This is a genomic window from Phytobacter sp. MRY16-398 (genome assembly GCF_003925915.1).
Lineage (GTDB): Bacteria > Pseudomonadota > Gammaproteobacteria > Enterobacterales > Enterobacteriaceae > Phytobacter > Phytobacter diazotrophicus.
The window spans coordinates 5,459,773-5,486,462 of record NZ_AP018756.1 but is presented as its reverse complement, the minus strand read 5'-3'; the positions used below and the strand labels follow the sequence as shown (position 1 = coordinate 5,486,462).

Below are 26,690 nucleotides of genomic sequence, written 5' to 3'. Positions count from 1 at the left end.
AATAAACCGCTTCGGCGGTTTTTTTATGCCTGGAGAAAATATGATTTACACAACTGGCTCTATTGCGGTCAACGGTAATACCCTGACGGGTACTGGCACGAACTTTACAGCAGCAGGCTCACTCATCCGCGTTGGGTGCACCCTGGTCACTCTGGCAAATCCGGTACAGGTATTCCAGATAACCGCAATCAACAGCGCAACCCAGCTCACCGTAACGCCAGCGGCAAACCCGGCAATTGCAGCCGGTACCGCTTACGCCATCCTGCTGAGCGATAGTCTGAGCGTTGACGGCCTCGCGCAAAACATCGCTGAGACGCTGACGCTGTATCAAAAAAATATGAGCGGCTTTGCGGACGTGATGAATGCGTCTGGTGACGTCACTATCACGATTAACGGTGTGGCCGTCACGGTTCCCGGCCAGAAGTCGCTGGCAAAAAAAGGGGCTAACTCAGATATCACTTCTCTGAACGGGCTGACAACACCGCTCAGCCAGGGGCGGGGCGGAACGGGATTAACAAATCCTTTTGGCACCGTCGCCGGGTCATTTTGCCAGGGTAATGATTCGCGGCTGAATTCGCTGGATCGGAAAACTGGCGGAACCGTACTGAGCACAACACGACTAATAAATGAATCTGCCGGGAGTGTAAACCAGGAGACTCCACATATGGAATGGGGGTATGGCGGATCATTAACGCCGCATAAATCCGTTGCATATCACTATGTTTCTTCGACGTTCTCTGGGTTTTATTTGAACGTTATCGCGGGGCCGACGGCGTCATTTTTTGGGTTTAACTCTACAGGCTCGGCAACAGCGCCGGGGTCGTGGATTTCAAACTCTGATATCCGTGTGAAATACGACGTGGCAAGGATAGAGAATCCCCTGGAGAAAATGCGGGCCATTCGCGGCGTTTCGTGGAAACGTCTGGATGGCATCTCGCCTGGCATCGGGTTCATTGCTCAGGAGGTTCAGTCTGTATTCCCGGATAACGTTTTTGTCACTGGCAACAGAGAACTGGACGACGGTACCGTAATTAAAGATGTGCTCAGTCCTGACACTGCTGGGGTTGCAGCAGCGCTGCACCATGAGGCCATTCTGGCTCTGATGGCGCAGATAGACGCACTGACCGCACGCATTGCTGAGCTGGAGACAAAAAAATCCGAGGTACCAGCGGCAGAATAATCAACGCGTTATTCAGTGCAAAAAATAAATGTTCAAAATGGCGTTGATCTGCCAGGTTATATAATCTTTTTCGCTATAGTCGGTTTAAGTTTAGGGAAGGAAAAAGAAAAGTTTTCGTTTAGTTCGCTTCTGATTGTTGAAGGTTATTCAAACTCGCAGCATAGAAAATTCGCCGTTGTTTTAATGGCGGATTGGAAAGAAAAAATCCTAAACGAAGATAAGCGTGTCGCTACTTAAACAGTTTTTGAATGTTAGTATATTCGAAGGGGTTTTAAATTTTCGGTTCATATCGTATCAATGATTTTTTTAAAAAGCAGACAGAAAGTGGAAATTCGTTTTACAACCATAAATCTTCCTTTAAATATATACTAAAAAAGTAACTCATTGTTTTGACTAGCAGTGATTTATTCTATGCAGCTTTATGTATTATATTTTGTACTCTTCGCGCACTGTTACTGCTGATGTTTTTATCGGTGACATACTTGGCACTATCACGCAACGCTTGGTTAAATGCAACCACTGTCACCGGTTTCGCTATGGATTTGACTCTATTAGAATGGCTTTGAAATATAAATTCGTCATTAGGGTATAATGAACGGCGTTTCTGGATAATATGCCTTACAGGATTCTCAGCCAGTAATTGAATAATTTCATGTTTTTTTAATGGTAAGTCTGACTCCGTAACATCTTCAAAGCGTAACACCAGCAATTTCCCAACACTTATCTTAGTGTAATAGATAGTAATCCACAAATCAGCCCAAGTATCGCTAACTTGCCTAAGCCTGCTGTTGATCGATGAAAACTCCGTAAAGGTTAACTCATCAGCTTTAGCCATAAAATAACCACCCCTTATCCTAACACTAATACCGCTCTCCATGACGATAAAATACACAAAAGAAATAAAGAGGTAAACCTGCGGCTTATAAAAAATCCTTTACTAACTCGCGAATCAGATAACAGATTTCCATGTGGAGGTTCATTGAGATTTCTATTGTCAGCGAAATAAACAGTCATCCGCCGATTCCCACGTTTCCAGTAATACACCCTGCACCTATTCGTTATCGCCTTCCTTGTCCTTCAAACGAGCCACATATCTGCTTCTTCAAACATCTCCTCGATCATGCGGTTGAGTCGCTCCTTCTCAGTTTTCGTACAATCGCTGTTCAGCGCGTTCGCCTGCATTGGTTTAACTCTCACATCTGCGCCTGGGAAAATCTTGTGAACTCTCTTTGTCAGTTCAGCCAGAATGATGTTTTTGGCGCCGGGTAAATCCTCAACATTTCTTTTGTCGTAAACGAGTTCAACGAACATAGCTGCCTCCATAATAGTACTGGTTTTATGTACAGTATTTAATGGCGCGTAAAAGTCTTTGTCAAGGCTTTAATCTTGCCTTTGCTTTTCCCTTTTGAGTTGCTCAAGTTTGGCATGCAGAGATTTAGGGAAGAGCTCTGTATAAACCTGCCACAGAACGTTGAGTGAGCGGTGCCCCGTCACCTGAGCAACATCCTCAATGCTGAATCCCGCCTCAAATAGCCGGCTGGCCCCCTCTCGCCGCATATCGTGATAACGTAAATCCTGAATGTCCAACGCGTTGCGTACGCGCTGGAAGCCAGCGGTGACGGATGCAGACTTATAAGGGAAAATTAGGTCAGTGGTTCGTGGCTGGCGCTGCACTATATCCCACGCCTCACCAAGGAGGGCTACCCGCATATGATTTCCTTCCTTTTTCCTGGGATCTTTTCTGTCGCGGACCAGTACCGCACGTTCTTCATTGTCGATATCCTCCCAACGCAACCGGCACACCTCTCCAATGCGCATGCAACTAAAAATAGAAAACCGCAGAATATCTATGAATGGAATTTTTGCGCTTCTATGCAAGCTCCTCGCCCTGAGCCCTTCTTCCAGCCTGTCGAGTTCATCACCTACCGGGCGTCTGCTGCGTCGGTTAGATTTACCTATCAGGCCCATCTGAATTAATACCGGTCGGGCGTCCCGCGCCGGGTTATCTGTGTACTCTATACCGTATACAGGTTTCGCTGACGCCAGAACTCCGGACAAGTAGCTTACATCCTGACTTACGGTTGCTGGACCCGCTCCTGCTCCTGCTCGCTCCCGGCAATGGGTGATCACATCGGCAACGGCCAAATCTGCAAGGGGTATCCTGGCAATGTCGCAGTCGGCCAGCATGTCGAGTACGTAGTGTTTGGTGCGCCCCGCTTTACCCCCGAATGCCGGATCATTTGTATACCTGACGATTAACTCACCTGTGATTATCTGGCTGGCGCTGCTGGCATCTGGTACACCATCAGCTTCCAGTTCAAGAACACGGCGACTGCCCCACGACTTCGCCATTGCTTGTTTGCTGAATGTCCTGGTTTCCCGGTGTAGGTGCTTGCCGCCTGCTTTAATACCTACTGTGCAGCGATAGCGGATTGTGCCATCGGCCAGAGGTCGCTTAACTATGTTATAGTAGGCCATTATGTAACCGCCTTGCTTTCCGGTACACCATTTACAAGGTGTACTCATTGGTGTACTGAGAAAGCAAAAATACAATAGAATGTGTAAAAATGCACCAAAATGAAGAAAACAAAAAAACCTGCCATAACAGCACAGTACCTGATAAATCAGGCCAGAACTGGTGTGGTAGGTTTAGCATTGCCCCCATGCTCGACTGGACGGACCGCCATTGCCGCTATTTCCTGCGCCTGCTTTCACGCCATACGCTGCTCTATACAGAGATGGTGACGACGGGAGCTATTATTCATGGCAAGGGCGACTATCTGGCATACAGCGAAGAAGAACACCCGGTAGCATTGCAGTTGGGGGGGAGTGATCCGGCGCAGCTTGCGCATTGCGCGAAACTGGCAGAACAGCGCGGTTATGATGAGATCAACCTGAACGTAGGTTGCCCGTCCGATCGCGTGCAGAACGGCATGTTCGGCGCGTGCCTGATGGGCAATGCGCAACTGGTAGCCGATTGCGTCAAAGCGATGCGCGACGTGGTATCCATTCCGGTGACGGTGAAAACCCGCATCGGCATTGACGAACAGGACAGCTACGAATTTCTCTGCGATTTTATCAGCACGGTTTCCGGCAGGGGCGAATGTGAGATGTTTATCATCCATGCGCGTAAAGCCTGGCTTTCCGGCTTAAGCCCGAAAGAGAACCGTGAAATCCCCCCGCTGGACTACCCACGTGTCTACCAGCTTAAACGCGATTTCCCGCATCTCACCATGTCGATTAATGGCGGTATCACTTCGCTGGAGGCGGCCAAAACCCACCTGGAGCATATGGATGGTGTGATGGTTGGACGCGAGGCGTATCAGAATCCGGGCATTCTGGCGCGTATTGATCGGGAAATATTCGGCGCGGATGCGGTGGATGCGGATCCTGTAGCGGTGGTTCGGGCAATGTATCCCTATATTGAGCGTGAACTGCAGCAGGGGACCTACCTCGGACATATTACCCGCCATATGCTGGGCCTGTTCCAGGGGATCCCAGGGGCGCGACAGTGGCGTCGCTATCTGAGCGAAAACGCACATAAAGCCGGGGCCGACGTCGCAGTGCTGGAACACGCGCTGAGTCTTGTGGCAAACCGCGAATAATTTCGCTAAAAAATGGTCAAATTCACCAGGCTCTGCATCACCATGCGGAGCCTTTTCTTTTAGAAATCAATAAACTAAATGTGGCACGCTTCTTGTAATGCATTTGGTAAGTCATCGTCCCGATGCCATTATTTGTTTACCAGGAGCGCGCCATGTTGGAATTACTGTTTGTTATCGGCTTTTTTGTTGTGCTACTCGCCACCGGTGTTTCATTGCTGGGTATTCTGGCGGCACTGCTGGTGGCAACCGCAGTGATGTTTTTGGGCGGCCTTTTTGCGTTGATGATCAAGCTGTTGCCCTGGTTATTACTGGCGGTTGCGGTGGTGTGGATTATCCGGGCAGTCAAAACGCCAAAAATTCCTCAATATCAGCGCAATAACCGTTGGCGTTACTAAAGTATTGAGTACTTGATCACAACCTCGACACTTTTCCGGGCGCTTTGCTAAGAACCGAATAGGATTTACTTATCAAATCTGTCACTATCGCCGCGTTAACGAATTCATCGAGCTGTACCCTACATACAGCCGAACTAAAAAAAGAATGGGCTTCCTTCGGGAAGCCCTAATTCTTTTTACCGCCGTCATCCTCAGGCCGCAGATGCATTACCTGCGCTCATTCATCCCGGTCACTGCCTTGAATAAGCGCGGGCATTCACGCTCTCGCCGCCCGCCTGCAATGTGAATTTACGGAATCAACAGGCTCGACCCTTGCGTTGCGCGGCTTTCCAGAACCTCGTGTGCGCGTCGTGCGTCGGTGAGGGCAAATTTCTGCGATTGCGCCACTTCCACTTTGATCACGCCGCTGGCAATCAGCGAGAACAGCTCATTGCTGGCCTCTTCAAGCTCCTCGCGATTTGTTACGTAGCCGTTGAGGGAAGGGCGGGTTGCATACAGCGAACCTTTCTGGTTGAGAATACCCAGGTTGACGCCTGATACCGGCCCGGAGGCGTTACCAAAGCTCACCATCAGGCCACGGCGCTGCAGGCAATCGAGGGAGTCTTCCCAGGTGTCTTTACCCACCGAGTCATACACGACGCGGACTTTTTTCCCGTTGGTTATCTCTTTTACGCGCTCAACAATGTTTTCTTCGCGATAGTTAATCACCTGCCATGCGCCAGCCTGTAAGGCCCGCTGTGCTTTCTGCGCGGAGCCGACAGTACCGATCAATTTCGCCCCCAACGCCTTCGCCCACTGGCAGGCAATCAGCCCTACGCCACCCGCCGCCGCATGGAACAGGAATGCTTCATCAGGTTTAATTTCGTACGTTTTGCGCAGCAGATAAAAGACAGTGAGCCCTTTCAGGAAGGAGGCCGCCGCCTGCTCGAACGAGATGGCATTGGGCAGAATAGCGACTTTGTCTGCCAGAACATTGTGCACGGAGCTGTAGGCACCAAGCCCGGATTGGGCGTACACCACGCGATCGCCCGCTTTGACATGTTTGACGCCAGAACCCACTTTGCTGACCACGCCCGCCGCCTCGGTCCCCAGGCCACTCGGTAATGACGGGGGGGGATACAGCCCACTGCGAATGTAGGTGTCGATATAATTAATCCCTATAGCTTTGTTTTCGACCTGGACTTCATTTTCCGCCGGATCGGTGGGATTAAACTCGACAGCTTGCAATACCTCAGGGCCACCATGCTTGTGAAATTCAATTCTTGTCGCCATGCTTCCTCCCGAATGATAATCTTTCGAACCATTCATTACGTTGGTAACTCCATTCACTATGGCAGGAAATAAACCCTTCAACAAACAGACTGAACCCCGCGATTTTCAGGTCGAGGGGATGAAAGTGCCGCCCCATTCCATTGAAGCGGAACAGTCGGTGTTGGGCGGTTTAATGCTGGATAACGAGCGCTGGGACGATGTTGCCGAGCGCGTTGTGGCGGATGACTTCTACACCCGCCCGCATCGCCATATCTTTACTGAGATGCACCGTCTACAGGAGATGGGTAAACCCATTGACCTGATTACGCTGGCAGAATCGCTGGAACTGCAAGGGCAGTTGGATATTGTCGGCGGTTTTGCTTATCTGGCTGAACTGTCCAAAAACACGCCAAGTGCGGCGAACATCAGCGCTTACGCTGACATCGTGCGTGAACGTGCAGTTGTGCGCGAGATGATCTCCGTTGCCAATGAGATCGCTAATGCGGGTTTCGACCCTCAGGGGCGCACCAGTGAAGACCTGCTCGATCTTGCTGAGTCACGGGTTTTCAAAATTGCGGAAAGCCGCGCCAATAAAGACGAAGGCCCGAAAAACATCGCGGATGTGCTTGAGGCGACCGTTGCGCGTATTGAGCTGCTGTTCCAGCAGCCTCACGACGGCGTTACTGGCGTGAATACGGGCTACGATGACCTCAACAAGAAAACGGCGGGTCTACAGCCATCGGACCTGATCATTGTCGCCGCGCGTCCATCCATGGGGAAAACCACCTTTGCGATGAACCTCGTTGAAAACGCGGCGATGTTGCAGGATAAACCGGTTCTCGTCTTCAGTCTTGAGATGCCTTCAGAGCAGATTATGATGCGTTCTCTGGCCTCCCTGTCACGTGTGGACCAGACGCGCATTCGTACCGGTCAGCTTGATGACGAGGACTGGGCCCGTATTTCCGGCACCATGGGCATCCTACTGGAAAAACGCAATATCTATATTGATGACTCGTCCGGCCTGACGCCGACCGAGGTGCGTTCCCGTGCCCGGCGTGTTGCCCGTGAGCATGGCGGCATTGGGCTTATCATGATCGACTACCTGCAACTGATGCGCGTGCCGTCGCTGTCCGACAACCGTACTCTTGAGATCGCGGAGATTTCCCGCTCTCTGAAAGCACTGGCGAAAGAGCTGCAGGTGCCGGTTGTTGCGCTATCGCAGCTTAACCGCTCACTGGAACAGCGTGCGGATAAACGCCCGGTCAACTCCGACCTGCGTGAATCCGGCTCCATCGAGCAGGACGCCGACTTGATCATGTTTATTTATCGTGATGAGGTTTATCACGAAAACAGCGACTTAAAAGGGATCGCTGAAATCATTATTGGTAAGCAACGTAACGGCCCGATCGGTACGGTACGTTTGACCTTTAACGGACAGTGGTCGCGTTTTGATAATTATGCGGGTCCACAATACGACGACGAATAATCCTCGTCATCCTTTGAGCTACAGCGGTGTTGGCTACGTCCCCGGAGATGCATGGCCTTGCCGCCTTGCTGCAACTCAAATGATTTAGAGGATGGTTTATTTTTCTTAAAGGCAAGGAATTCAAATGCAAGCGGCAACTGTTGTAGTCAACCGCCGCGCTCTGCGACACAACCTTCAACATCTGCGCGAACTGGCTCCCGCCAGCCGCCTGGTTGCGATTGTGAAAGCGAACGCCTACGGACACGGTCTTCTTGAGACCGCGCGAACGCTCCCCGATGCCGACGCTTTCGGCGTCGCCCGTCTCGAAGAGGCCCTTCGCCTGCGTGAGGGGGGCATTACCCATCGCATCCTCTTGCTCGAAGGGTTTTTTACCGCTGACGAGCTCCCTCTGGTTTCTGCTCATCATCTTGATACGGTGGTGCATAGCGTGGAACAACTCACGGCGCTGGAAGCGGCGCATCTGGATGAGCCTGTTACCGTGTGGATGAAGCTTGATACCGGTATGCACCGCCTGGGCTTTCACCCGTCTGAGGCCGAGGCGTTTTACCAGCGTCTGAGCCAGTGCAAAAATGTGCGCCAGCCGGTGAATATTGTCAGCCACTTTGCCCGTGCCGATGAGCCGGACTGTGGTGTGACAGAACGTCAGCTCGATATCTTCACCACCTTTAGCGACGGCAAACCGGGGCAACGTTCTCTTGCTGCATCCGGTGGCACGCTGCTGTGGCCGCAGGCCCATTTTGACTGGGTGCGCCCCGGCATCATTCTGTATGGTGTTTCGCCGCTTGATCGCCATCCATGGGGGGAAGATTTTGGCTTCCAGCCCGCGATGACGTTGACCTCCAGCCTGATTGCCGTGCGCGAGCATAAAGCGGGTGATGCGGTCGGTTATGGCGGGACCTGGGTGAGTGAGCGCGACACGCGCCTTGGGGTGGTGGCGATGGGCTATGGCGATGGTTATCCGCGTTCGGTGCCGTCTGGTACGCCTGTGCTGGTTAACGGTCGCGAAGTCCCGATTGTTGGTCGGGTGGCGATGGATATGATTTGCGTCGATTTGGGCCCGGATGCGCAAGATACCGCCGGAGACCCGGTAGTGTTTTGGGGGGAAGGTTTACCCGTCGAGCGCATTGCGGAAGCCACCGGGATCAGTGCCTATGAATTAATTACGCGCCTGACATCGCGCGCTGCCCTGAAATACGTCGATTAACGCAGCGTCGACTCTCCCCGGATGCGGCGCAAGCGCCCTGTCCGGGATATGATTTTGCCCGCGCTGGCGTTTGGTTTTCTCTCTCTCCCTGTGGGAGAGGGCCGGGGTGAGGGCATCAGACGACACTGCCCAAACGCAGTACACATATCCCGCTCGACCTTCTCTCGCTTCCGGTTTATTGTGTCTTATCCTTCCTACTGTAAACCTGGAGAACCACCTCGTGTTTCAAAAAGTTGACGCCTACGCTGGCGACCCCATCCTTAGCCTGATGGAGCGTTTTAAAGAAGACCCGCGCAGCGACAAAGTTAACCTCAGCATCGGGTTGTATTACAACGAAGATGGCATCATCCCGCAGCTACAGGCTGTTGCCGAAGCGGAAGCCCGCCTCAATGCCCAGCCGCAGGGTGCGTCTCTCTATCTGCCGATGGAAGGTCTGACTACTTATCGCCACACCATCGTGCCGCTATTGTTTGGTGCTGAACATCCGGTGGTGGCGCAAAAACGCGTTGCAACGATCCAGACATTGGGCGGCTCCGGCGCCCTCAAAGTGGGTGCTGATTTCCTGAAACGCTACTTCCCGGATTCCGGTGTATGGGTCAGCGATCCCACCTGGGAAAACCATGTCGCCATTTTTGAAGGCGCGGGCTTTAAGGTCAACACTTATCCCTGGTTTGACAGTGAAACCAATGGTGTGCGCGTTACCGCGCTGCTGGAAAAACTCGCTACCCTGCCGGAGAAGAGCATCGTTCTGCTGCATCCGTGCTGCCACAACCCAACCGGTTCAGATTTAACAAACGCGCAGTGGGATGAGGTGGTAAACGTGCTGAAAGCCCGCAACCTGATTCCTTTCCTCGACATTGCCTACCAGGGCTTTGGCGGCGGTATGGAAGAAGACGCCTATGCGATCCGTGCGATTGCTGATGCGGGTTTACCGGCGCTGGTCAGCAACTCGTTCTCCAAAATTTTCTCACTCTATGGCGAGCGCGTAGGCGGTCTCTCCATTGTCTGTGAAGATGCGGAAACGGCCTCTCGCGTCCTGGGGCAGTTGAAAGCAACGGTGCGTCGTAACTACTCCAGTCCGCCGAACTTCGGTGCGCAGGTTGTTGCGACGGTGCTCGGCGATACGGCGCTGAAAGCCTCATGGCTGGCGGAAGTCGAGACAATGCGTACGCGCATTCTGGCTATGCGTCAGGAGCTGGTGAACGTGCTGAAAGAGGCCGTTCCGGGGCGAAACTTTGACTATCTGCTTAAACAGCGCGGCATGTTCAGCTACACCGGTCTGAGTGCTGCACAAGTTGATCGTCTGCGTGAAGAGTTTGGTGTCTACCTCATTGCCAGCGGGCGTATGTGCGTTGCCGGGCTTAATAGCCGCAATGTGCATCGCGTTGCTCAGGCATTTGCTGCTGTAATGTAAACGACGCATATTTTCCTCCCGTCAGGGAGGAAAATGGCGCGATCCTGCTACAAATATTCCGGTTTATGATGGTGAAACCGCAGAAACGCCTTCCTTTCACCCGTCCCTGAGGGTATGGTCAGAGAGCTTTTTGATGCTTAGCACGCTATCTGACAATAACGGACTGAAAATTTAGGGATAAACATGCGAAAGTTCACATTAGCCCTCTGCTTATCGTTTTCGCTCACCGGTGCTTTCTTTGCTCAGGCTTCTACGCCGACTCCGGATAGCACAGGCACCAACGTTGCCAAACTGGCCGAACAAGCGCCCATTCACTGGGTCTCCGTCGCACAGATCGAACACAGCCTGGTGGACCGCCCACCGATGGCCGTCGGGTTTGATATCGACGATACGGTCCTGTTTTCCAGCCCCGGCTTCTGGCGCGGTAAAAAAATGTACTCCCCGGATAGTGAAGCCTATCTCCAGAACCCGGAGTTCTGGGAGAAAATGAACAACGGCTGGGATGAGTTCAGTATTCCAAAAGAGATCGCGCGGGCGCTGATCGCGCTACATGTGAAACGCGGCGACAGCATTTACTTCATTACCGGACGCACGCAGACGCCGACGGAAAGCGTGACCAAAACATTGCAGGATGATTTCTTGATTCCGGCGGCGAATATGAATCCGGTGATTTTTGCCGGGGTGAAAGACGGGCAGAACAGCAAGACACAGTGGCTGGCCGACAAGCAAATCAAAATCTTTTACGGCGATTCGGATGAAGACATTACGGCGGCGAAAGCGAGTGAAGCCCGCCCGATACGTATCCTGCGCGCTTCGAATTCAACCTACCGCCCGCTGCCACAAGCCGGGGCATTTGGTGAAGAGGTGATCGTAAATTCCGAATATTAAGATTGAATTGTTGTTTTTTTAAGCAAATCTGTTCTGTCGGGTTTTACCTTTCGCCGACTTGCTGCACACTTAAAAAGATTCGTCTTTTAAAAGGAAGCAGCAGATGTGGTATCAACAGACTCTTGTTCTCGGGGCAAAACCCCGGGGTTTTCATCTGATCACTGATGAGGTGCTGGGGCAGATCCGCGATCTGTCCCGCATCAGAACAGGCTTGTTGCATCTGCTCCTCCAGCATACTTCCGCTTCTCTCACCCTCAATGAAAACTGTGACCCCACCGTACGTCACGATATGGAGCAGCATTTTCTGCGAGCGGTGCCGGATAACGCCCACTACGAGCATGATTACGAAGGCGCGGACGATATGCCTTCGCATATCAAGTCTTCCATGCTGGGTGTGTCGTTATTACTTCCTGTCGCCAGCGGGCGCGTTCAGCTTGGGACGTGGCAGGGGATTTGGCTGGGAGAGCATCGTATCCACGGCGGTTCGCGAAAAATCATCGCGACGCTACAAGGGGAATAAAGATGACAATTTCGGAGTTATTGCAGTATTGCATGGCGAAGCCGGGTGCAGAGCAGAGCGTACACAGCGACTGGAAGGCCACGCAGATAAAAGTGTCTGACGTGCTGTTTGCGATGGTGAAAGAGGTGGAAGGCCGCCCGGCAGCGTCCTTGAAAACCAGCCCGGAACTGGCTGAACTACTGCGTCAGCAGCATAATGACGTGCGCCCAAGCAAACACCTGAACAAAGCGCACTGGAGCACCGTCTATCTCGACGGCTCGCTCCCGGATTCACAGATTTACTACCTTGTGGACGCCTCATACAAACAGGCGATAGAACTGTTGCCTGAACAGATCAGGCAACAGCTTTACTCCGCATCAACCAGGGCGTAATCAGCCCGGAAGATTATTTCAGCATCGGTTTCAGGAATCGCGCCGTGTGTGAGGCTTCACACTCGGCGACGGTTTCTGGTGTGCCGGAAACGAGAATTTCCCCGCCTCCGCTGCCGCCTTCCGGACCGAGATCGACAATCCAGTCTGCGGTTTTGATGACGTCCAGGTTATGCTCAATGACCACGATGGTATTGCCCTGGTCACGCAACTGGTGCAGAACGTCCAGCAGTTGCTGAATATCGGCAAAGTGCAGGCCGGTGGTCGGTTCATCCAGAATATAGAGCGTTTGGCCGGTGCCACGTTTCGACAGCTCGCGCGCCAGCTTCACGCGCTGCGCCTCACCGCCGGAAAGCGTGGTGGCTGACTGACCCAGACGGATGTACGTCAGGCCCACGTCCATCAATGTTTGCAGCTTGCGCGCCAGCGCCGGGACGGCATCAAAGAATTCACGGGCTTCTTCGATGGTCATATCCAGCACTTCATGGATGGTTTTGCCTTTGTATTTAATCTCCAGCGTTTCGCGGTTATAGCGCTTGCCTTTGCACTGGTCGCACGGCACGTAGATATCCGGCAGGAAGTGCATCTCAACTTTGATTACGCCATCACCCTGACAGGCTTCGCAGCGTCCACCACGGACGTTAAAACTGAAACGCCCTGGGGTGTAGCCGCGCGAACGGGATTCCGGCACGCCGGCAAACAGTTCACGAACCGGGGTGAAAACGCCGGTATAGGTCGCCGGGTTGGAACGTGGCGTACGGCCAATCGGGCTCTGGTCGATATCGATCACTTTGTCGAAATGTTCCAGCCCCTGAATATCACGATAAGGCGCGGGTTCGGCGATGGTGGCACCGTTTAACTGGCGCTGAGCGATCGGGAACAGCGTGTCGTTAATCAGGGTAGATTTACCCGAACCGGAAACACCGGTAATACAGGTGAACAGCCCTACCGGTAGCGTCAGCGTCACGTCTTTCAGGTTATTGCCGCGTGCCCCGGTCAGTTTAAGCACTTTTTCCGGATCGGCTTTAACGCGATTTTTCGGGACGGCGATCTGGCGTTTGCCGCTCATATACTGCCCGGTGAGGGATTCAGGCACTGCCATAATCGCCTCCAGCGGGCCTTCGGCGACGACCTGACCACCATGCACCCCTGCGCCGGGGCCAATATCGATCACGTGATCTGCGGCGCGAATGGCATCTTCATCATGTTCGACCACGATGACTGTGTTACCGAGATTACGCAGGTGGATCAGCGTACCGAGCAGACGTTCGTTATCACGCTGATGCAGGCCGATTGACGGTTCATCCAGCACATACATGACGCCCACCAGACCTGCGCCAATCTGGCTTGCCAGACGGATACGCTGAGCCTCGCCGCCGGAAAGGGTTTCCGCGGAACGGGAAAGCGTCAGGTAATTCAGGCCGACGTTCACCAGGAATTTCAGGCGATCGCCAATCTCTTTGAGTACTTTTTCAGCGATTTTCGCGCGCTGGCCGGACAGCTTCAGGTTATTGAAGAAGTCCATAGCGTGACCGATGCTCATGTCCGAGATGGTTGGCAGCGGCGTATTTTCAACGAAAACATGGCGGGCCTCGCGGCGCAGGCGCGTACCGTCGCAAGTGGCGCAGGGACGGTTGCTGATAAATTTCGCCAGCTCTTCGCGTACCGCGCTGGATTCCGTCTCTTTATAGCGACGTTCCATATTGTGCAGCACGCCTTCGAACGGATGGCGGCGCACGGAGGTATCGCCACGATCGTTCATGTACTTGAATTCAATACTCTCTTTGCCGGATCCGAACAGCACCACTTTATGCACGGTTGGGCTGAGGCTGTCCCACGGCGCTTCCACATCAAATTTGTAGTGGTCCGCCAGCGATTTCAGCATCTGGAAATAGTAGAAGTTACGGCGATCCCAGCCGCGAATTGCGCCACCCGCCAGCGATAGCTCGGGGTTCTGAATCACGCGGTCAGGGTCGAAATACTGCTGCACGCCGAGCCCGTCACAGGTCGGGCAGGCGCCTGCCGGGTTGTTGAACGAGAACAGGCGCGGTTCCAGCTCGCGCATGCTGTAGCCGCAAATCGGGCAGGCGAAATTGGCCGAGAAAAGCAGCTCTTCGGCTTTGGGATCGTCCATGTCGGCGACCACTGCCGTGCCACCGGAAAGCTCCAGCGCCGTTTCGAAGGACTCTGCCAGACGCTGCGCCAGATCCTCGCGCACTTTAAAGCGGTCAATCACGACTTCAATGGTGTGTTTCTTTTGCAGCTCCAGCTTCGGCGGATCGGAAAGGTCGCAGACTTCACCGTCAATACGCGCGCGGATATAACCCTGGCTTGCCAGGTTTTCCAGCGTTTTGGTGTGTTCACCTTTACGTTCTTTGATTACCGGCGCCAGCAGCATCAGACGTTTGCCTTCCGGCTGCGCCAGCACATTGTCGACCATCTGGCTCACGGTCTGTGCCGCCAGCGGAACGTCATGGTCCGGGCAGCGCGGTTCACCTACGCGGGCAAACAACAGACGCAGATAGTCGTGAATTTCGGTAATGGTCCCGACGGTGGAACGCGGGTTATGCGAGGTCGACTTCTGCTCGATAGAAATAGCAGGAGAGAGCCCTTCAATGTGGTCAACGTCAGGCTTTTCCATCAGCGAAAGAAACTGACGGGCATAAGCGGAAAGAGACTCAACGTAGCGACGCTGCCCTTCGGCATACAGAGTGTCGAAAGCCAGTGACGATTTACCCGAACCCGACAGACCGGTAACGACAATCAATTTGTCGCGTGGAATGACGAGGTTGATGTTTTTGAGATTATGGGTGCGCGCGCCCCGTACTTCGATCTTATCCATTCACCTTTCCCGGTAATAACTCGGCATGCCTGGTCGATTGGAAGGACAACCAGCGGTCAGAAACGGCTAATTATGACACAATTTAAACTGGCTGGATATACAGTATTGGAATGCAAATTCAGAGGGGATGTGCAACAATGTTGAGTCCGCGCGACAACTCTGGAAGATCCTTCGCAGCTATGAACATGTCGCATGGAAATGGTACACTCCCGCGCTTACACTATTTAGAAATGTTTTCAGGAGACACGATCATGGCCAGCAGAGGCGTAAACAAGGTGATTCTCGTCGGTAATCTGGGCCAGGACCCGGAAGTACGCTATATGCCGAGTGGTGGTGCAGTGGCCAACATTACGCTGGCGACTTCCGAATCCTGGCGTGATAAAGCGACCGGTGAAATGAAAGAGCAGACTGAATGGCACCGCGTTGTGCTGTTCGGCAAACTGGCAGAAGTGGCCGGTGAGTACCTGCGTAAAGGTTCTCAGGTCTACATTGAGGGTCAATTGCGTACCCGCAAATGGACCGATCAGTCCGGCGCCGAGAAATACACCACCGAAGTCGTGGTTAACGTGGGCGGCACCATGCAGATGCTCGGTGGCCGTCAGGGTGGCGGTGCTCCGGCTGGCGGCAATATGGGCGGCGGCCAGGGCCAGCAGGGCGGTTGGGGCCAACCTCAGCAGCCGCAGGGCGGTAACCAGTTCAGCGGCGGCGCGCAGTCTCGCCCACAGCAGTCTGCGCCGGCACCGTCTAACGAACCGCCGATGGACTTCGACGACGATATTCCGTTCTGAGTGCAGGCCATCGGCCTTATCAGCGCGACCCGTATGGGAAACGTATCGACAAAAACCCCGCACTGCGGGGTTTTTTGTTAACTGCTGGCGTTATTTGTCTCTTTTCGTGTCAGCGGATTTTTGACAATAAAAAAGCTCCACGCGGGAGCTTTTTCACTAAAGAAGGGCTTGCTGTCAGGTAATCACCATCGGCCATTCGGGGGAAGATTTCTCCGACATCTCCGTCATGATATTGATGACGTTGTGCCAGACGGCATGGACATCGACCATCGTAATGCCCAGCAGGCCCGTTGCAAACCAGCAGGCTGCTACCAGACCAAGGCCGCTGCTTATCACAGCCAGACCAATATAATCTGCTTTACGAAAGCGAATGTTCAATGTGCTGGCCATAAACATCAGCACTGCACTCAGTATCTGCCAACGAAGAAGAACGACACTGGTGGTTAATGTAGCCATGAAAACGATCCTCGAAAGAAAACTTTCAGGCACAGGTGGGTGACGCCATGAGCCTGAGCGATGTGTGCAGGCGCAGAAAATCTGCAGAAGTAACGTTCTACATTGAAACAGTGTTCCCTGTCTCAAGAATGTGTGAACTATATCACATTTGTTCTTTTATTCGCCAGTGTGCAAATGAGCAAAATTTTCTGTGCAAAGGGGCATTTTGTTAGAGGGCGTAGGGGTTAACCGGGCGTGATGATAGCGTTTTGCTATGAAGAATAAGAATGCTAATAAATTCAAAAAGATAGTCACTTTATGATTTTTTGCCTATTTTGTCTGGGTTGGCACTTTTCGGAACATCGATTATTCTTGATCGAATAGCTATATATATCTGAATGTCACTTTTCAGATTTCTGATCTGCATGGATATATCCTCAACTGGCGTCTTTTAAACGCATTTCGCTGCATTTTTTGTAAATCAGCGTTGGTCATCGGAATTTAGCTTTTCGTTTTTCCTGTACAGCTCATTGTGGGTATGGTCCGGTGTTTAATCATCTGTGACTGAAAAAAAATGAAAAAAGAAAATACCGCCATTCCTGTGGATGATGGCGCGGTGGCGCTTACTATCCTGGCGAAGTTGATGCCATGCTTCAGTGCACAACGCACGCTAAAAGAAATTTTACAGGCAATTAATAGTGCCGTAGGTTCAACGCTCTCCTGGGTTGTGGTAGAGCAGGATGGGGATTTCCAGCATGAGAGCGCGGGGCAGATTCCATGCACCCTGGGCGATGCGCAAACCTTTCTGGAACAGTCGCAATTGCGGCGCAATCAACATGCGTGGCGTGTTATCTGTTGGCGACGGCAGGTTGGTACAATATTATTTTCTCCTACTCACCATGCTGCTGATAAATTCCATGGCGGTATTCTCTGTAAATTAATTTCAAGCGCTCATGGGGTAGAGGGATATTTCTTCCTGGCGTTTCCGCAGCCGTTATTTTCAATGAGTATCATTAAAAGTGTGGTGATCATTCTTGTCGAGAAATTAAAAGATTATCTCGCCGGTATTATTGCTAAAGAGCGCATGACCAGAGAAATGCATCGCATTGTTGCGCAATATAAAGTCTTATTTGATCGTGCCCCTGTATTAATGAATTCATTTGATAAAAACAACCGCTGTATATTATGGAATGGGGAGTGCGAACGGCTGTTTGGTTGGTCAATTGAGGAGTTAAACTGTCAACCTGATCCATTAGCATTATTTTTCCCTGATGATGAGGTCCGTCATAAGGTCCGGGCTTCTGTCAGCGCTTCGCCTGCTGTCGATATGTATGAATGGCATCCGGTAAGGCGCACGGGCGAAGTATTAACCGTATTGTGGTCAAATATTTTGCTCCCGGATAAATCCATTCTCAGTATCGGGCTGGACATTACCGAACGTAAGAAGGCTGAGCAGCAACTGGCGGTGAAAGCGACGACTGATGACCTGACGGGGTGCTTTAATAGGTTCTCTATATTACGGCAATTCAGAGAGGCGCTTGCCGCCTGTGAACCGGGAGATCCCGATAGTCATTTCAGTATCCTCATGTTGGACCTGGACCATTTTAAAAACATCAACGATCGCTGGGGCCACCTAACAGGCGATGCGGCACTGCGCCATTTCTGCGAGAAAATCCGTGAGCTCAGCGCGCCGGACTACGCGTTAGGTCGTCTGGGAGGAGAGGAATTTCTGATTTTATTACCGCAAACTGACAGTCAGACTGCGCTGCGTTTTAGCCAAAAAATTCGCGCTGCGCTGGTCGATAAACCGCTTTTTAACGGGGATGAAAAGATAACCTTATCCTTTAGCGCAGGTGTTGTGTTTGTCACCGGAGGGGTGTCCGATACTTCAGTTTTGCTTACGCTTGCGGACGATGCGCTGTACGATGCGAAGCGTACCGGGCGTAGCCGAACTGTGATTGCAGAAGCAATTTTATAAATATTCCCGGCTTCCTTCCGGAAGGCTATGCAATAGATGAAAAAATACCCGATCGGCCTGTCTTTTTTTTATCCTGCGGAGAGTTTGACTTAATCAACTATTGTCTGTTGCGTAAACTAAAAACCCTGACTGGCGACTGGATAAATATTTTCCTTAATATAAACACAACGCATACTTTTAGTTTGCCTTACGGGCAAATATTATCGTCATAACCAAATATTAGGTTTTTAATGAAAAAAGTAAGTTGCTAATGTCGTATGATTCATGCAACGTAATCACCTGTTTATCAAAGCATCCTGCCTTCATTACAGGCACACTAAATGCAGGGATATAGGCGGAAATGAATCATAGCGCGCAGCGTAAGATGCTGAGAGTCGTCGGGATCATCATGGTAGTGCTCCTACCGGTGATGCTGTCGCTATGGTTTGCGCACATCCGTGCAGTAAAAGAAACAGGTATCCATCTTCGTTCTTTTGCGCAACTTGCTTTAGATAAAACTGAACGGGTTATCGGACAAGTCGACCTGGCCCGAAGCGCCGCTGAGAAATATCACGGTCAAGTTTGTTCCCCTGAGCATCGTAGCTACATGCTCAATATCATTCGCGGTAGCCTGTATGTTGCCGATTTAATATACGCGCGCGGCGAACAGTTTTTATGCTCGACAGCTTTTTACCCTACGCAATCGTATGCTATTTCGCCTCCCGAGTATAAAAAAAAGCCAGCCATCTCTATTTATTACTATCGTGATACGCCATTTTATCCCGGATATAAAATGGTCTATATGCAGAAAGGAAATTATGTCGCGGTAGTCAATCCGCTTTCCTACAGCGAGGTGATGTCAGACGACAGCACGCTGGCTTATGGTATTTACGATACGGTAACGGGTCTCTTTTTTTCCGTCAGTGATCAGGCCGATCTACAAACACTGGATAAGCTCGTCCGTAAAAATGACCTTACTTTTCAAGAGAATGGTCGTTTTTACACAATAGACCATTCTGATAAACGTCCCATTGCAATCATTGTTTCGACCTCCAGCGACACTTATTTTCAGTATCTTTATCATCAGGCGACATTAACACTGCCGTTAGGCATGATTTGTAGCATTATTATTTTATTGATGTGGTCGCGAACACGGCAGGAGTTTAACTCTCCACGACGAATGCTGCACAGAGCATTAACCAAACACCAGCTTGAACTTCATTACCAGCCCATTATTGATATCAAAAACGGCCAATGCGTAGGCGCTGAAGCATTATTGCGCTGGCCGGGTTTTAATGGTCCGGTAATGAGCCCGGCGGAATTTATTCCGCTGGCAGAGAAAGAAGGAATGATTGAGCGGGTTACCGATTATGTCGTTGATGAAGTCTTTAATGATCTAGGAGAATTCTTAGCAGCATGGCCGCATCTTTATATTTCGATTAATCTGTCAGCCGTCGATTTCCATTCTTCCCGCCTGATTGCACTTATTACCAATAAAACCAGGGAGCATTCTGTACGCGCAGAACAAATTAAAATTGAAGTAACCGAGCGTGGGTTTATTGATGTTCCTAAAACCACGCCGGTCATTCAGGCGTTTCGCCATGCGGGTTACGAGGTGGCGATAGATGACTTCGGCACCGGTTACTCGAACTTGCACAACCTGTACTCCCTCAACGTCGATATTTTAAAGATTGATAAGTCCTTTATCGATACGCTGACGACCAATAGTACCAGCCACCTGATCGCTGAACACATCATTGAGATGGCACACAGTTTGCGCCTGAAAATTATCGCGGAAGGGGTGGAAACAGCAGAACAGGTAACCTGGTTACTTAAGCGTGGCGTGCAGTACTGTCAGGGTTGGCATTTTGCGAAGGCTCTGCCGCCGCAGGAGTTTAAAGCCTGGGTTGCGCAGCCACCTTCGCTAAAGTAATCATCCCGGCGACACTTACGCCTGGTGGCGATAGTCGCTGGGAGTCCGATCAAATTCCCGACGAAACACGCGTGAAAACGTTTGTTGTGAAACGTAGCCCAGATCCATCGCAATATCAAAAATGGGACGCCGCGTAGTACGCAGTGCTTCCGCAGCCATTAACAGACGGCGCTGACGAATGTAATCTCCCAGCGTCTGATGCATCACGGTACGAAACATTCTCTGCAAATACCATTTTGAATAACCTGACTTTCTGGCGACTACATCAATGTTCAACGGTTGGTCGATATGTTCATCAATCCATTCCGTAAGGGTCTGAATAATTTGCTGATGGGACATAGAGCTGCCTCTTTCTCGATTCGTCGTTTTGTCTGCGGTGGAGTATAATTCCTCAAGTTAACTTGAGGTAAAGAGGTTTTATGGAAAAGAGAACACCGCGTCTCAAGGCGCTGCTCACGCCGGGTGAAGTGGCGAAACGCAGCGGGGTGGCCGTTTCCGCGCTGCATTTTTATGAAAGCAAAGGGCTTATAAAAAGTACCCGTAATGCCGGTAACCAGCGGCGCTATACACGCGATGTGCTGCGCTATGTGGCGATCATTAAAATCGCCCAGCGTATTGGTATTCCTCTGTCGACCATCGGCGATGCGTTTGGCGTATTGCCGGAAGGACATACGCTGAGCGCGAAAGAGTGGAAGCACCTTTCGTCCCAGTGGCGCGAGGAACTGGACAGGCGTATTCACACGTTGGTTGCGTTACGTGATGATTTGGATGGGTGTATTGGCTGTGGTTGTCTGTCGCATAGTGATTGCCCGCTGCGAAACCCAGGAGACCAGTTAGGCGCTCAGGGGACGGGGGCAAGGCTGCTGGAAGGCGATTAGCTAAAGAAACATATTCCCCCCGGTGGCGCTGTCGCTTACCGGGGCTACAGCAATACAAAAAACTAAAGCGCCCAACTGGGGCGCTTTAGTCGGTCCGGTCTTTGTCTTTCTCTCTATCCCATTCTGTTATGGGAGGGTTTCCCCCGACATCAGCACCCCTCATCATGTTGGAGGTTCCGGATTGTGCTGACACTTTTAGTCTAGGCAATGGCGAAAAATTCGCCACATCATGACGCTTTTTTTTAGGAAATTTTTCATCCAAAGAGCAAGCTTTTCTATAGTTAATTCGAATAACTCAGCGGGAGCCTGTCATGCTTAAAGTTCACCACTTGAACCAGTCTCGTTCTCAGCGCATTCTGTGGGCGCTGGAAGAACTGGGTTTACCGTATCAACTCATTCATTATCAACGTGAAAAAACCATGCTGGCTCCTGCGTCACTTAAGAAAGTGCACCCGCTGGGCAAATCACCGGTACTGGAAGACGACGGTCTGATCCTCGCTGAATCCGGCGCAATTCTGGAATACCTGCAGGAGACCTACGATACAAACAGCCTGCTTAAGCCTGAAGATAGAGAGATGCGTCAGCAGTATCGCTTTTGGCTGCATTACGCCGAAGGATCGCTGATGCCTTTATTATTGATGAAGCTGGTTTTTGCCAGCCTCGGTAAACCACCCGTACCGTTTGGTGTGCGAACGATAGGAAAAATGCTTGGTCAGGGCATCCAGAAAGCCTGGCTAAACAAGCAAATTGAAACCCACGCGCGTTATATCGAGTCGCAACTGGCCGTGAAGCCCTGGTTTGCCGGAGAGCAGTTAAGCATGGCCGACATTCAGATGAGTTTTCCGATTTTCGCATTGCTGTCACGCGGCGGCATTGCCGATCTTCCGCATACCCAGTCATGGAAAAAGAGAGTTGAAATGCGCCCGGCCTGGCAACGGGCGATTGAGCAGGGCGGCCCTTTGGATCTCCCCGGTACGTAATATTGATCGCGAAATGTTGCAAAGTTGCGCAGGGACGATAACGTTTGCGCATCGGTCGGTCAATTCTTCGTCGTCATAAGCGAAAATTAGCAAAAAGCGGCAAAGTTCAGTTGAAAAGCGGTATCTAAACGCTGGATAATCGTTTGCCTTTTTTGACCAACCGTTTTGTATGCGCGGAGTTAATCGTTTGCTTTTTGTGACACCCCTTCGTCACATCGCAGCTCAGGGAGACGACGTTTAACAGGCAGTGGACACTGTCCGCCTCGCATATCAACGAAAGATAAAAACTCTCAGGGGATGTTTCCTATGTCTACGCCTTCTGCGCGTACCGGCGGTTCGCTTGACGCCTTATTTAAAATTTCTGCTCGCGGCAGTACTGTTCGTCAGGAAATCGTTGCTGGGTTAACCACGTTTCTGGCGATGGTCTATTCCGTTATTGTTGTGCCTGGCATGCTCGGTAAAGCGGGCTTCCCGCCAGCGGCGGTGTTTGTCGCTACCTGTCTGGTTGCTGGTGTCGGTTCGATCGTCATGGGCCTGTGGGCAAACCTGCCACTGGCTATCGGTTGCGCTATCTCTCTGACCGCGTTCACCGCGTTTAGCCTGGTGCTGGGCCAACATATCAGCGTTCCGGTCGCTCTGGGTGCCGTGTTCCTGATGGGTGTGCTGTTTACCGTTATTTCCGCAACGGGTATTCGTAGCTGGATCCTGCGCAACCTGCCGCAAGGTGTTGCGCATGGCACCGGTATCGGTATCGGTCTGTTCCTGCTGCTGATCGCGGCGAACGGCGTGGGTCTGGTTATCAAGAATCCGCTGGACGGCCTGCCCGTCACGCTGGGTCATTTCGCCAGCTTCCCGGTGATCATGTCGCTGATTGGCCTTGCGGTTATCATCGGTCTGGAAAAACTGAAAGTGCCGGGCGGCATCCTGCTGACCATCATCGGTGTTTCTATTGTCGGACTCATCTTCGACCCGAGCGTGCACTTCTCCGGTATTTTCGCTATGCCATCGCTGAGCGATGACAAAGGCAACTCCCTGATCGGCAGCCTGGATATCGTTGGCGCGCTGAACCCTGTCGTGCTGCCAAGCGTACTGGCGCTGGTGATGACGGCGGTGTTTGATGCGACCGGTACTATCCGTGCGGTAGCCGGTCAGGCGAACCTGCTGGATAAAGACGGCCAGATTATCGATGGCGGCAAAGCGCTGACCACCGACTCTCTGAGCAGCGTGTTCTCCGGTCTGGTGGGCGCGGCGCCAGCGGCGGTATACATCGAGTCTGCGGCAGGTACGGCGGCAGGCGGTAAAACCGGCCTGACAGCGATCACCGTTGGCGTGCTGTTCCTGCTGATTCTGTTCCTCTCTCCGCTCTCCTACCTGGTTCCGGCGTATGCGACTGCGCCAGCGCTGATGTACGTAGGTCTGCTGATGCTGAGCAACGTGGCGAAAATCGACTTTGCCGACTTTGTTGATGCGATGTCCGGTCTTATCACCGCAGTATTCATCGTGCTGACCTGTAACATCGTTACCGGCATCATGATCGGCTTTGCCTCTCTGGTCATTGGCCGCGTGGTCTCAGGTGATTTCCGTAAACTGAATATCGGTACCGTGGTTATCGCCGTGGCGCTGGTTATCTTCTACGCAGGCGGCTGGGCAATCTAATTCCCTTGTCTCATGTGTACAACGGGTGGCTCAGGCCGCCCGTTTTCATTTTTTGCGCACATCCTGTTTCCTTTGCGTTAAGCTGAATGTTCTATCATCAAGGCATGACGCCTTAATAAAAACATCGCAAACAGGGAACGCATGGAAATCTTTTTTACCATCCTCATCATGACTTTAGTGGTTTCGCTCTCGGGCGTGGTCACGCGAGTAATACCATTTCAGATCCCACTTCCTCTTATGCAAATCGCCATTGGCGCGCTACTGGCTTTCCCCACGTTCGGGTTGCATGTGGAGTTCGATCCGGAGCTGTTCCTCGTCCTGTTTATTCCGCCATTGCTGTTTGCCGATGGCTGGAAAACGCCCACGCGCGAATTTCTTGAACATGGTCGGGAGATCTTTGGCCTGGCGCTGGCGCTGGTGGTAGTCACCGTCGTCGGGATCGGTTTTCTGATTTACTGGCTGGTTCCGGGCATTCCTCTGGTGCCGGCTTTTGCCCTGGCGGCAGTGCTGTCGCCCACCGATGCGGTGGCGCTGTCTGGCATTGTGGGAGAAGGGCGTATTCCGAAGAAAATCATGGGGATTTTACAGGGCGAAGCGTTGATGAACGACGCATCCGGTCTGGTCTCGCTCAAATTCGCCGTGTCGGTAGCGATGGGTACGATGGTGTTTACCATTGGCGGCGCGACGGTTGAATTTTTGAAGGTGGCGATTGGCGGCATTTTCGCCGGGTTCGTGGTGAGCTGGCTGTACGGTCGTTCACTGCGTTTTCTGAGTCGCTGGGGGGGGGATGAGCCCGCTACACAAATCGTGCTGCTGTTCCTGTTGCCGTTCGCTTCTTATCTGATTGCGGAACACATTGGCTTTTCCGGTATCCTTGCCGCGGTGGCCGCCGGTATGACGATTACCCGCTCCGGCGTGATGCGCACCGCGCCGCTCGCTATGCGTCTGCGTGCCAACAGCACCTGGGCGATGCTGGAGTTTGTCTTTAACGGCATGGTGTTCCTGTTGTTAGGCCTGCAACTGCCGGGCATTCTCGAATCGTCGCTGGCAGCAGCAGCAGCCGATCCGAATGTGGAAACCTGGATGCTGTTTACCGATATCGTGCTGATTTACTGCGCGCTGATGCTGGTACGTTTTGGCTGGCTGTGGACGATGAAAAGATTCAGCGTGCGCTTTTTGCACAAAAAACCGATGGAGTTCGGCTCCTGGAGTACGCGTGAGCTGCTGATTGCCACCTTCGCAGGCGTGCGTGGTGCGATTACGCTGGCCGGTGTGCTGTCTATTCCGCTGTTTTTACCTGATGGCATCGGTTTCCCGGCACGTTATGAGCTGGTGTTCCTTGCCGCCGGGGTGATTCTGTTCTCGCTGTTTGTTGGCGTTGTAGCGCTGCCGTCTCTGTTGCAGCATATTGAAGTGCGTGACCATTCCCAGCAGTACAATGAAGAACGACAGGCGCGGGCGATGATTGCCGAGGTAGCGATTGTCGCGATTCAGAAAATGGAAGAGCGTATGGCGGCCGATGCGGAAGAGAATATCGACAACCAACTGCTCACCGAAGTGAGTTCCAGGGTGATTGGTAATCTGCGTCGTCGTGCGGATGGGCGTAATAACGCAGAAAGCTCGCTGCTGGAAGAGAACCTTGAACGCCGTTTCCGCCTGGCAGCCCTGCGTGCGGAACGCGCCGAGCTTTACCATCTGCGCGCGACACGGCAAATCAGCAATGAGACGTTACAGAAGATGCTGCACGATCTTGATTTGATGGAAGCGCTGTTAATCGAGAAAAAGTAAGTTTCCTTTCCCTTATCCCCACAAAAAAGCGAGCACGAACGGTCCCCTCTCCTCTTTGGGGAGAGGGCCAGGGTGAGGGGGAAAATGCGGCTCTGATGGTCATTCCGTTCACCTTATCCTCCTCGCCCCAAAGGGGAGAAGACAATGAATTGTGCTCGCTGTGGCTATAGCATGCACTTATCGGGGCATTCCCGGTCTGATTACTTCTTTCCTTCGCCCAGCGGCACATCCGCAATATCCATATTCACCCAGAACCCTTCACAGCATTGCAGCCAGGCTTGTGCACTGCGGGAAAGATAGCTTCCTTCACGCCAAATCATCCCCAGATGCCAGCGTAAATCACTCTCCAGCGGAACCCAGCGCAGCGTCTGTTTATCCAGGCGCTGACAAATGGGCTCCGGTAAAATCGCGATCCCTACGCCGGCCTGTACCATCGCAGCCAGGAAATCCCACTGCCCGCTACGCACGGCAATCCGCGGCTTCACGCCATGGTCGTTAAAGAGCTGCATAAGCTGGCGGCTGAGGGCGAAATCTTCGTTATAGATGAGCAGCGGGTGCCCGGCCAACTGTTCAGGTGTGATGGACTGAATATTGAGCCAGTCGCCGGAGCGCGGCACCAGCACACAGAGCGGATGGCTGAATAGCGGCAGGGTAGAAAGGCCGCTATCCTCCTCGACGGGCAGGGCGGTCATCGCCAGATCCAGTTCGCCATTGGTGACCGCCTGCTGGACCGTCAGGCCGCCAAACTCGGAAATTTTCAGCTCAACGCCGGGATAGCGCTGGCGAAACAGGCCTATCGGCCCGGCCATCAGCATTCCGACCATGGGGGGGATGCCGAGGCGCAGCAGCCCTTTATTTAAATGGTTGATATCACCAAGTTCTGCCTCAAGCTGGCGAAACTCAGCAAGGATCGCCAGCCCGCGCTCGAACACCACGCGCCCGGTATCGGTGAGAAGTAATTTGCGCCCATCGCGAATGAGTAGCGTGCAGTTCAGCTCATCTTCAAGATTTTTCAACATTTTACTGATTGTTGGCTGAGTGACGAACAACCGTTCCGCTGCGCGAGTGAAACTTTGCTGGCGCACCACTTCCACAAAATAGCGCAGCGTTCTGATGTCCATA

At 52.2% G+C, this 26,690-nt stretch carries 25 protein-coding genes; 17 read left to right on the top strand and 8 right to left on the bottom strand.

The features are described 5' to 3' along the window. Positions 1–40: 40 nt before the first annotated feature. Both MRY16398_RS31080 and MRY16398_RS26795 read left to right on the top strand, forming a co-directional pair. A complete protein-coding gene (locus MRY16398_RS31080; protein WP_232034367.1) occupies positions 41–1,180 on the top strand; it encodes a tail fiber domain-containing protein in 1,140 nt (379 codons plus the stop codon). Positions 1,181–1,195: 15 nt separating this feature from the next. Continuing rightward, on the top strand, positions 1,196–1,417 hold the full coding sequence (locus MRY16398_RS26795; protein ID WP_125125011.1) for a hypothetical protein: 222 nt from the start codon (positions 1,196–1,198) through the stop codon (positions 1,415–1,417). Positions 1,418–1,589: 172 nt separating this feature from the next. On the opposite strand, the gene MRY16398_RS26790 is transcribed toward MRY16398_RS26795, so the two are convergent. From MRY16398_RS26790 to MRY16398_RS26780, 3 genes are all read right to left on the bottom strand, one after another. After that, complete coding sequence (locus tag MRY16398_RS26790; protein ID WP_125125010.1) at positions 1,590–2,015, bottom strand: hypothetical protein; 426 nt, start codon at positions 2,013–2,015, stop codon at positions 1,590–1,592. Between the two features lie 242 nt (positions 2,016–2,257). Beyond that, positions 2,258–2,491: a DinI family protein gene (locus MRY16398_RS26785; protein ID WP_125125510.1), complete on the bottom strand. Its 234-nt coding sequence runs from the start codon at positions 2,489–2,491 to the stop codon at positions 2,258–2,260. A gap of 69 nt (positions 2,492–2,560) precedes the next feature. Then, complete coding sequence (locus MRY16398_RS26780; protein ID WP_125125509.1) at positions 2,561–3,658, bottom strand: tyrosine-type recombinase/integrase; 1,098 nt, start codon at positions 3,656–3,658, stop codon at positions 2,561–2,563. A gap of 89 nt (positions 3,659–3,747) precedes the next feature. Here MRY16398_RS26780 and dusA point away from each other — a divergent pair, with 89 nt between their 5' ends. Together dusA and pspG are read left to right on the top strand one after the other, a co-directional pair. After that, complete coding sequence (gene dusA / locus MRY16398_RS26775) at positions 3,748–4,785, top strand: tRNA dihydrouridine(20/20a) synthase DusA (RefSeq protein ID WP_125125508.1); 1,038 nt, start codon at positions 3,748–3,750, stop codon at positions 4,783–4,785. Positions 4,786–4,937: 152 nt separating this feature from the next. Further along, positions 4,938–5,180 carry an envelope stress response protein PspG gene (gene pspG, locus MRY16398_RS26770; RefSeq protein ID WP_039077907.1) on the top strand — a complete coding sequence of 81 codons (243 nt, stop codon included), beginning with the start codon at positions 4,938–4,940 and terminating at the stop codon, positions 5,178–5,180. A 288-nt stretch (positions 5,181–5,468) separates the two neighbouring features. On the opposite strand, the gene MRY16398_RS26765 is transcribed toward pspG, so the two are convergent. Then, on the bottom strand, positions 5,469–6,452 hold the full coding sequence (locus tag MRY16398_RS26765) for a quinone oxidoreductase (RefSeq protein WP_039077906.1): 984 nt from the start codon (positions 6,450–6,452) through the stop codon (positions 5,469–5,471). Between the two features lie 58 nt (positions 6,453–6,510). On the opposite strand from MRY16398_RS26765, the gene dnaB reads away from it, so the two are divergent. From dnaB to MRY16398_RS26735, 6 genes are all read left to right on the top strand, one after another. Continuing rightward, positions 6,511–7,917: a replicative DNA helicase gene (dnaB, locus tag MRY16398_RS26760; RefSeq protein ID WP_039077905.1), complete on the top strand. Its 1,407-nt coding sequence runs from the start codon at positions 6,511–6,513 to the stop codon at positions 7,915–7,917. Positions 7,918–8,041: 124 nt separating this feature from the next. Next, complete coding sequence (alr, locus tag MRY16398_RS26755) at positions 8,042–9,121, top strand: alanine racemase (RefSeq protein ID WP_125125507.1); 1,080 nt, start codon at positions 8,042–8,044, stop codon at positions 9,119–9,121. Between the two features lie 220 nt (positions 9,122–9,341). Continuing rightward, positions 9,342–10,535 carry an aromatic amino acid transaminase gene (gene tyrB, locus MRY16398_RS26750; protein WP_125125506.1) on the top strand — a complete coding sequence of 398 codons (1,194 nt, stop codon included), beginning with the start codon at positions 9,342–9,344 and terminating at the stop codon, positions 10,533–10,535. A gap of 183 nt (positions 10,536–10,718) precedes the next feature. Next, entirely contained in the window at positions 10,719–11,423 is a 705-nt protein-coding gene (gene aphA, locus MRY16398_RS26745) for an acid phosphatase AphA (RefSeq protein WP_039077902.1), read from the top strand. 103 nt (positions 11,424–11,526) lie between these two features. Then, positions 11,527–11,943, top strand: a complete 417-nt coding sequence (locus MRY16398_RS26740) for a secondary thiamine-phosphate synthase enzyme YjbQ (RefSeq protein ID WP_039077901.1) — start codon at positions 11,527–11,529, stop codon at positions 11,941–11,943. A 2-nt stretch (positions 11,944–11,945) separates the two neighbouring features. Then, positions 11,946–12,314 (top strand): MmcQ/YjbR family DNA-binding protein, encoded by a 369-nt coding sequence (locus tag MRY16398_RS26735; RefSeq protein ID WP_125125505.1) that lies wholly within the window; start codon positions 11,946–11,948, stop codon positions 12,312–12,314. A 13-nt stretch (positions 12,315–12,327) separates the two neighbouring features. Here the strand turns inward: MRY16398_RS26735 and uvrA are convergent, their stop codons facing one another. Continuing rightward, on the bottom strand, positions 12,328–15,153 hold the full coding sequence (gene uvrA / locus MRY16398_RS26730) for an excinuclease ABC subunit UvrA (protein WP_039077899.1): 2,826 nt from the start codon (positions 15,151–15,153) through the stop codon (positions 12,328–12,330). Between the two features lie 251 nt (positions 15,154–15,404). Here uvrA and ssb1 point away from each other — a divergent pair, with 251 nt between their 5' ends. Beyond that, positions 15,405–15,941 (top strand): single-stranded DNA-binding protein SSB1, encoded by a 537-nt coding sequence (gene ssb1 / locus MRY16398_RS26720; protein WP_039077898.1) that lies wholly within the window; start codon positions 15,405–15,407, stop codon positions 15,939–15,941. Between the two features lie 174 nt (positions 15,942–16,115). Here ssb1 and MRY16398_RS26715 read toward each other — a convergent pair whose 3' ends face one another. Beyond that, positions 16,116–16,397, bottom strand: a complete 282-nt coding sequence (locus MRY16398_RS26715; RefSeq protein ID WP_039077897.1) for a YjcB family protein — start codon at positions 16,395–16,397, stop codon at positions 16,116–16,118. Between the two features lie 553 nt (positions 16,398–16,950). Between MRY16398_RS26715 and MRY16398_RS26710 the strand changes: the two genes are divergently transcribed. Together MRY16398_RS26710 and MRY16398_RS26705 are read left to right on the top strand one after the other, a co-directional pair. Next, a complete protein-coding gene (locus tag MRY16398_RS26710; RefSeq protein WP_071194347.1) occupies positions 16,951–18,354 on the top strand; it encodes a GGDEF domain-containing protein in 1,404 nt (467 codons plus the stop codon). A 340-nt stretch (positions 18,355–18,694) separates the two neighbouring features. Next, positions 18,695–20,266 carry an EAL domain-containing protein gene (locus tag MRY16398_RS26705; protein WP_039077895.1) on the top strand — a complete coding sequence of 524 codons (1,572 nt, stop codon included), beginning with the start codon at positions 18,695–18,697 and terminating at the stop codon, positions 20,264–20,266. A 15-nt stretch (positions 20,267–20,281) separates the two neighbouring features. On the opposite strand, the gene soxS is transcribed toward MRY16398_RS26705, so the two are convergent. Continuing rightward, positions 20,282–20,605 carry a superoxide response transcriptional regulator SoxS gene (gene soxS / locus MRY16398_RS26700; RefSeq protein ID WP_125125504.1) on the bottom strand — a complete coding sequence of 108 codons (324 nt, stop codon included), beginning with the start codon at positions 20,603–20,605 and terminating at the stop codon, positions 20,282–20,284. Between the two features lie 80 nt (positions 20,606–20,685). Here soxS and soxR point away from each other — a divergent pair, with 80 nt between their 5' ends. The 4 genes from soxR to MRY16398_RS26680 all read left to right on the top strand — a co-directional run bounded on the left by soxR (position 20,686) and on the right by MRY16398_RS26680 (position 25,568). After that, the gene (soxR, locus tag MRY16398_RS26695; protein ID WP_039077893.1) at positions 20,686–21,144 is read left to right on the top strand and encodes a redox-sensitive transcriptional activator SoxR; all 459 of its coding nucleotides are present in this window, start codon (positions 20,686–20,688) and stop codon (positions 21,142–21,144) included. A gap of 311 nt (positions 21,145–21,455) precedes the next feature. Continuing rightward, on the top strand, positions 21,456–22,124 hold the full coding sequence (locus tag MRY16398_RS26690; RefSeq protein ID WP_108702188.1) for a glutathione S-transferase family protein: 669 nt from the start codon (positions 21,456–21,458) through the stop codon (positions 22,122–22,124). A gap of 306 nt (positions 22,125–22,430) precedes the next feature. Beyond that, positions 22,431–23,780: a guanine/hypoxanthine transporter GhxP gene (gene ghxP / locus MRY16398_RS26685; protein WP_039077891.1), complete on the top strand. Its 1,350-nt coding sequence runs from the start codon at positions 22,431–22,433 to the stop codon at positions 23,778–23,780. 141 nt (positions 23,781–23,921) lie between these two features. After that, positions 23,922–25,568 (top strand): Na+/H+ antiporter, encoded by a 1,647-nt coding sequence (locus MRY16398_RS26680; RefSeq protein WP_039077890.1) that lies wholly within the window; start codon positions 23,922–23,924, stop codon positions 25,566–25,568. A 200-nt stretch (positions 25,569–25,768) separates the two neighbouring features. Here the strand turns inward: MRY16398_RS26680 and MRY16398_RS26675 are convergent, their stop codons facing one another. Further along, a complete protein-coding gene (locus MRY16398_RS26675) occupies positions 25,769–26,689 on the bottom strand; it encodes a LysR family transcriptional regulator (RefSeq protein WP_039077889.1) in 921 nt (306 codons plus the stop codon). Between the last annotated feature and the right edge of the window lies 1 nt (position 26,690).

Coding starts and splice junctions, on each gene's coding strand:
- MRY16398_RS31080 (WP_232034367.1), top strand. CDS start 41: ATGATTTACACAACTGGCTCTATTGCGGTCAACGGTAATACCCTGACG.
- MRY16398_RS26790 (WP_125125010.1), bottom strand. CDS start 2,015: ATGGCTAAAGCTGATGAGTTAACCTTTACGGAGTTTTCATCGATCAAC.
- MRY16398_RS26785 (WP_125125510.1), bottom strand. CDS start 2,491: ATGTTCGTTGAACTCGTTTACGACAAAAGAAATGTTGAGGATTTACCC.
- MRY16398_RS26780 (WP_125125509.1), bottom strand. CDS start 3,658: ATGGCCTACTATAACATAGTTAAGCGACCTCTGGCCGATGGCACAATC.
- dusA (WP_125125508.1), top strand. CDS start 3,748: ATGCACCAAAATGAAGAAAACAAAAAAACCTGCCATAACAGCACAGTA.
- pspG (WP_039077907.1), top strand. CDS start 4,938: ATGTTGGAATTACTGTTTGTTATCGGCTTTTTTGTTGTGCTACTCGCC.
- MRY16398_RS26765 (WP_039077906.1), bottom strand. CDS start 6,452: ATGGCGACAAGAATTGAATTTCACAAGCATGGTGGCCCTGAGGTATTG.
- dnaB (WP_039077905.1), top strand. CDS start 6,511: ATGGCAGGAAATAAACCCTTCAACAAACAGACTGAACCCCGCGATTTT.
- alr (WP_125125507.1), top strand. CDS start 8,042: ATGCAAGCGGCAACTGTTGTAGTCAACCGCCGCGCTCTGCGACACAAC.
- aphA (WP_039077902.1), top strand. CDS start 10,719: ATGCGAAAGTTCACATTAGCCCTCTGCTTATCGTTTTCGCTCACCGGT.
- MRY16398_RS26740 (WP_039077901.1), top strand. CDS start 11,527: ATGTGGTATCAACAGACTCTTGTTCTCGGGGCAAAACCCCGGGGTTTT.
- MRY16398_RS26735 (WP_125125505.1), top strand. CDS start 11,946: ATGACAATTTCGGAGTTATTGCAGTATTGCATGGCGAAGCCGGGTGCA.
- uvrA (WP_039077899.1), bottom strand. CDS start 15,153: ATGGATAAGATCGAAGTACGGGGCGCGCGCACCCATAATCTCAAAAAC.
- ssb1 (WP_039077898.1), top strand. CDS start 15,405: ATGGCCAGCAGAGGCGTAAACAAGGTGATTCTCGTCGGTAATCTGGGC.
- MRY16398_RS26715 (WP_039077897.1), bottom strand. CDS start 16,397: ATGGCTACATTAACCACCAGTGTCGTTCTTCTTCGTTGGCAGATACTG.
- MRY16398_RS26710 (WP_071194347.1), top strand. CDS start 16,951: ATGAAAAAAGAAAATACCGCCATTCCTGTGGATGATGGCGCGGTGGCG.
- MRY16398_RS26705 (WP_039077895.1), top strand. CDS start 18,695: ATGAATCATAGCGCGCAGCGTAAGATGCTGAGAGTCGTCGGGATCATC.
- soxS (WP_125125504.1), bottom strand. CDS start 20,605: ATGTCCCATCAGCAAATTATTCAGACCCTTACGGAATGGATTGATGAA.
- soxR (WP_039077893.1), top strand. CDS start 20,686: ATGGAAAAGAGAACACCGCGTCTCAAGGCGCTGCTCACGCCGGGTGAA.
- MRY16398_RS26690 (WP_108702188.1), top strand. CDS start 21,456: ATGCTTAAAGTTCACCACTTGAACCAGTCTCGTTCTCAGCGCATTCTG.
- ghxP (WP_039077891.1), top strand. CDS start 22,431: ATGTCTACGCCTTCTGCGCGTACCGGCGGTTCGCTTGACGCCTTATTT.
- MRY16398_RS26680 (WP_039077890.1), top strand. CDS start 23,922: ATGGAAATCTTTTTTACCATCCTCATCATGACTTTAGTGGTTTCGCTC.
- MRY16398_RS26675 (WP_039077889.1), bottom strand. CDS start 26,689: ATGGACATCAGAACGCTGCGCTATTTTGTGGAAGTGGTGCGCCAGCAA.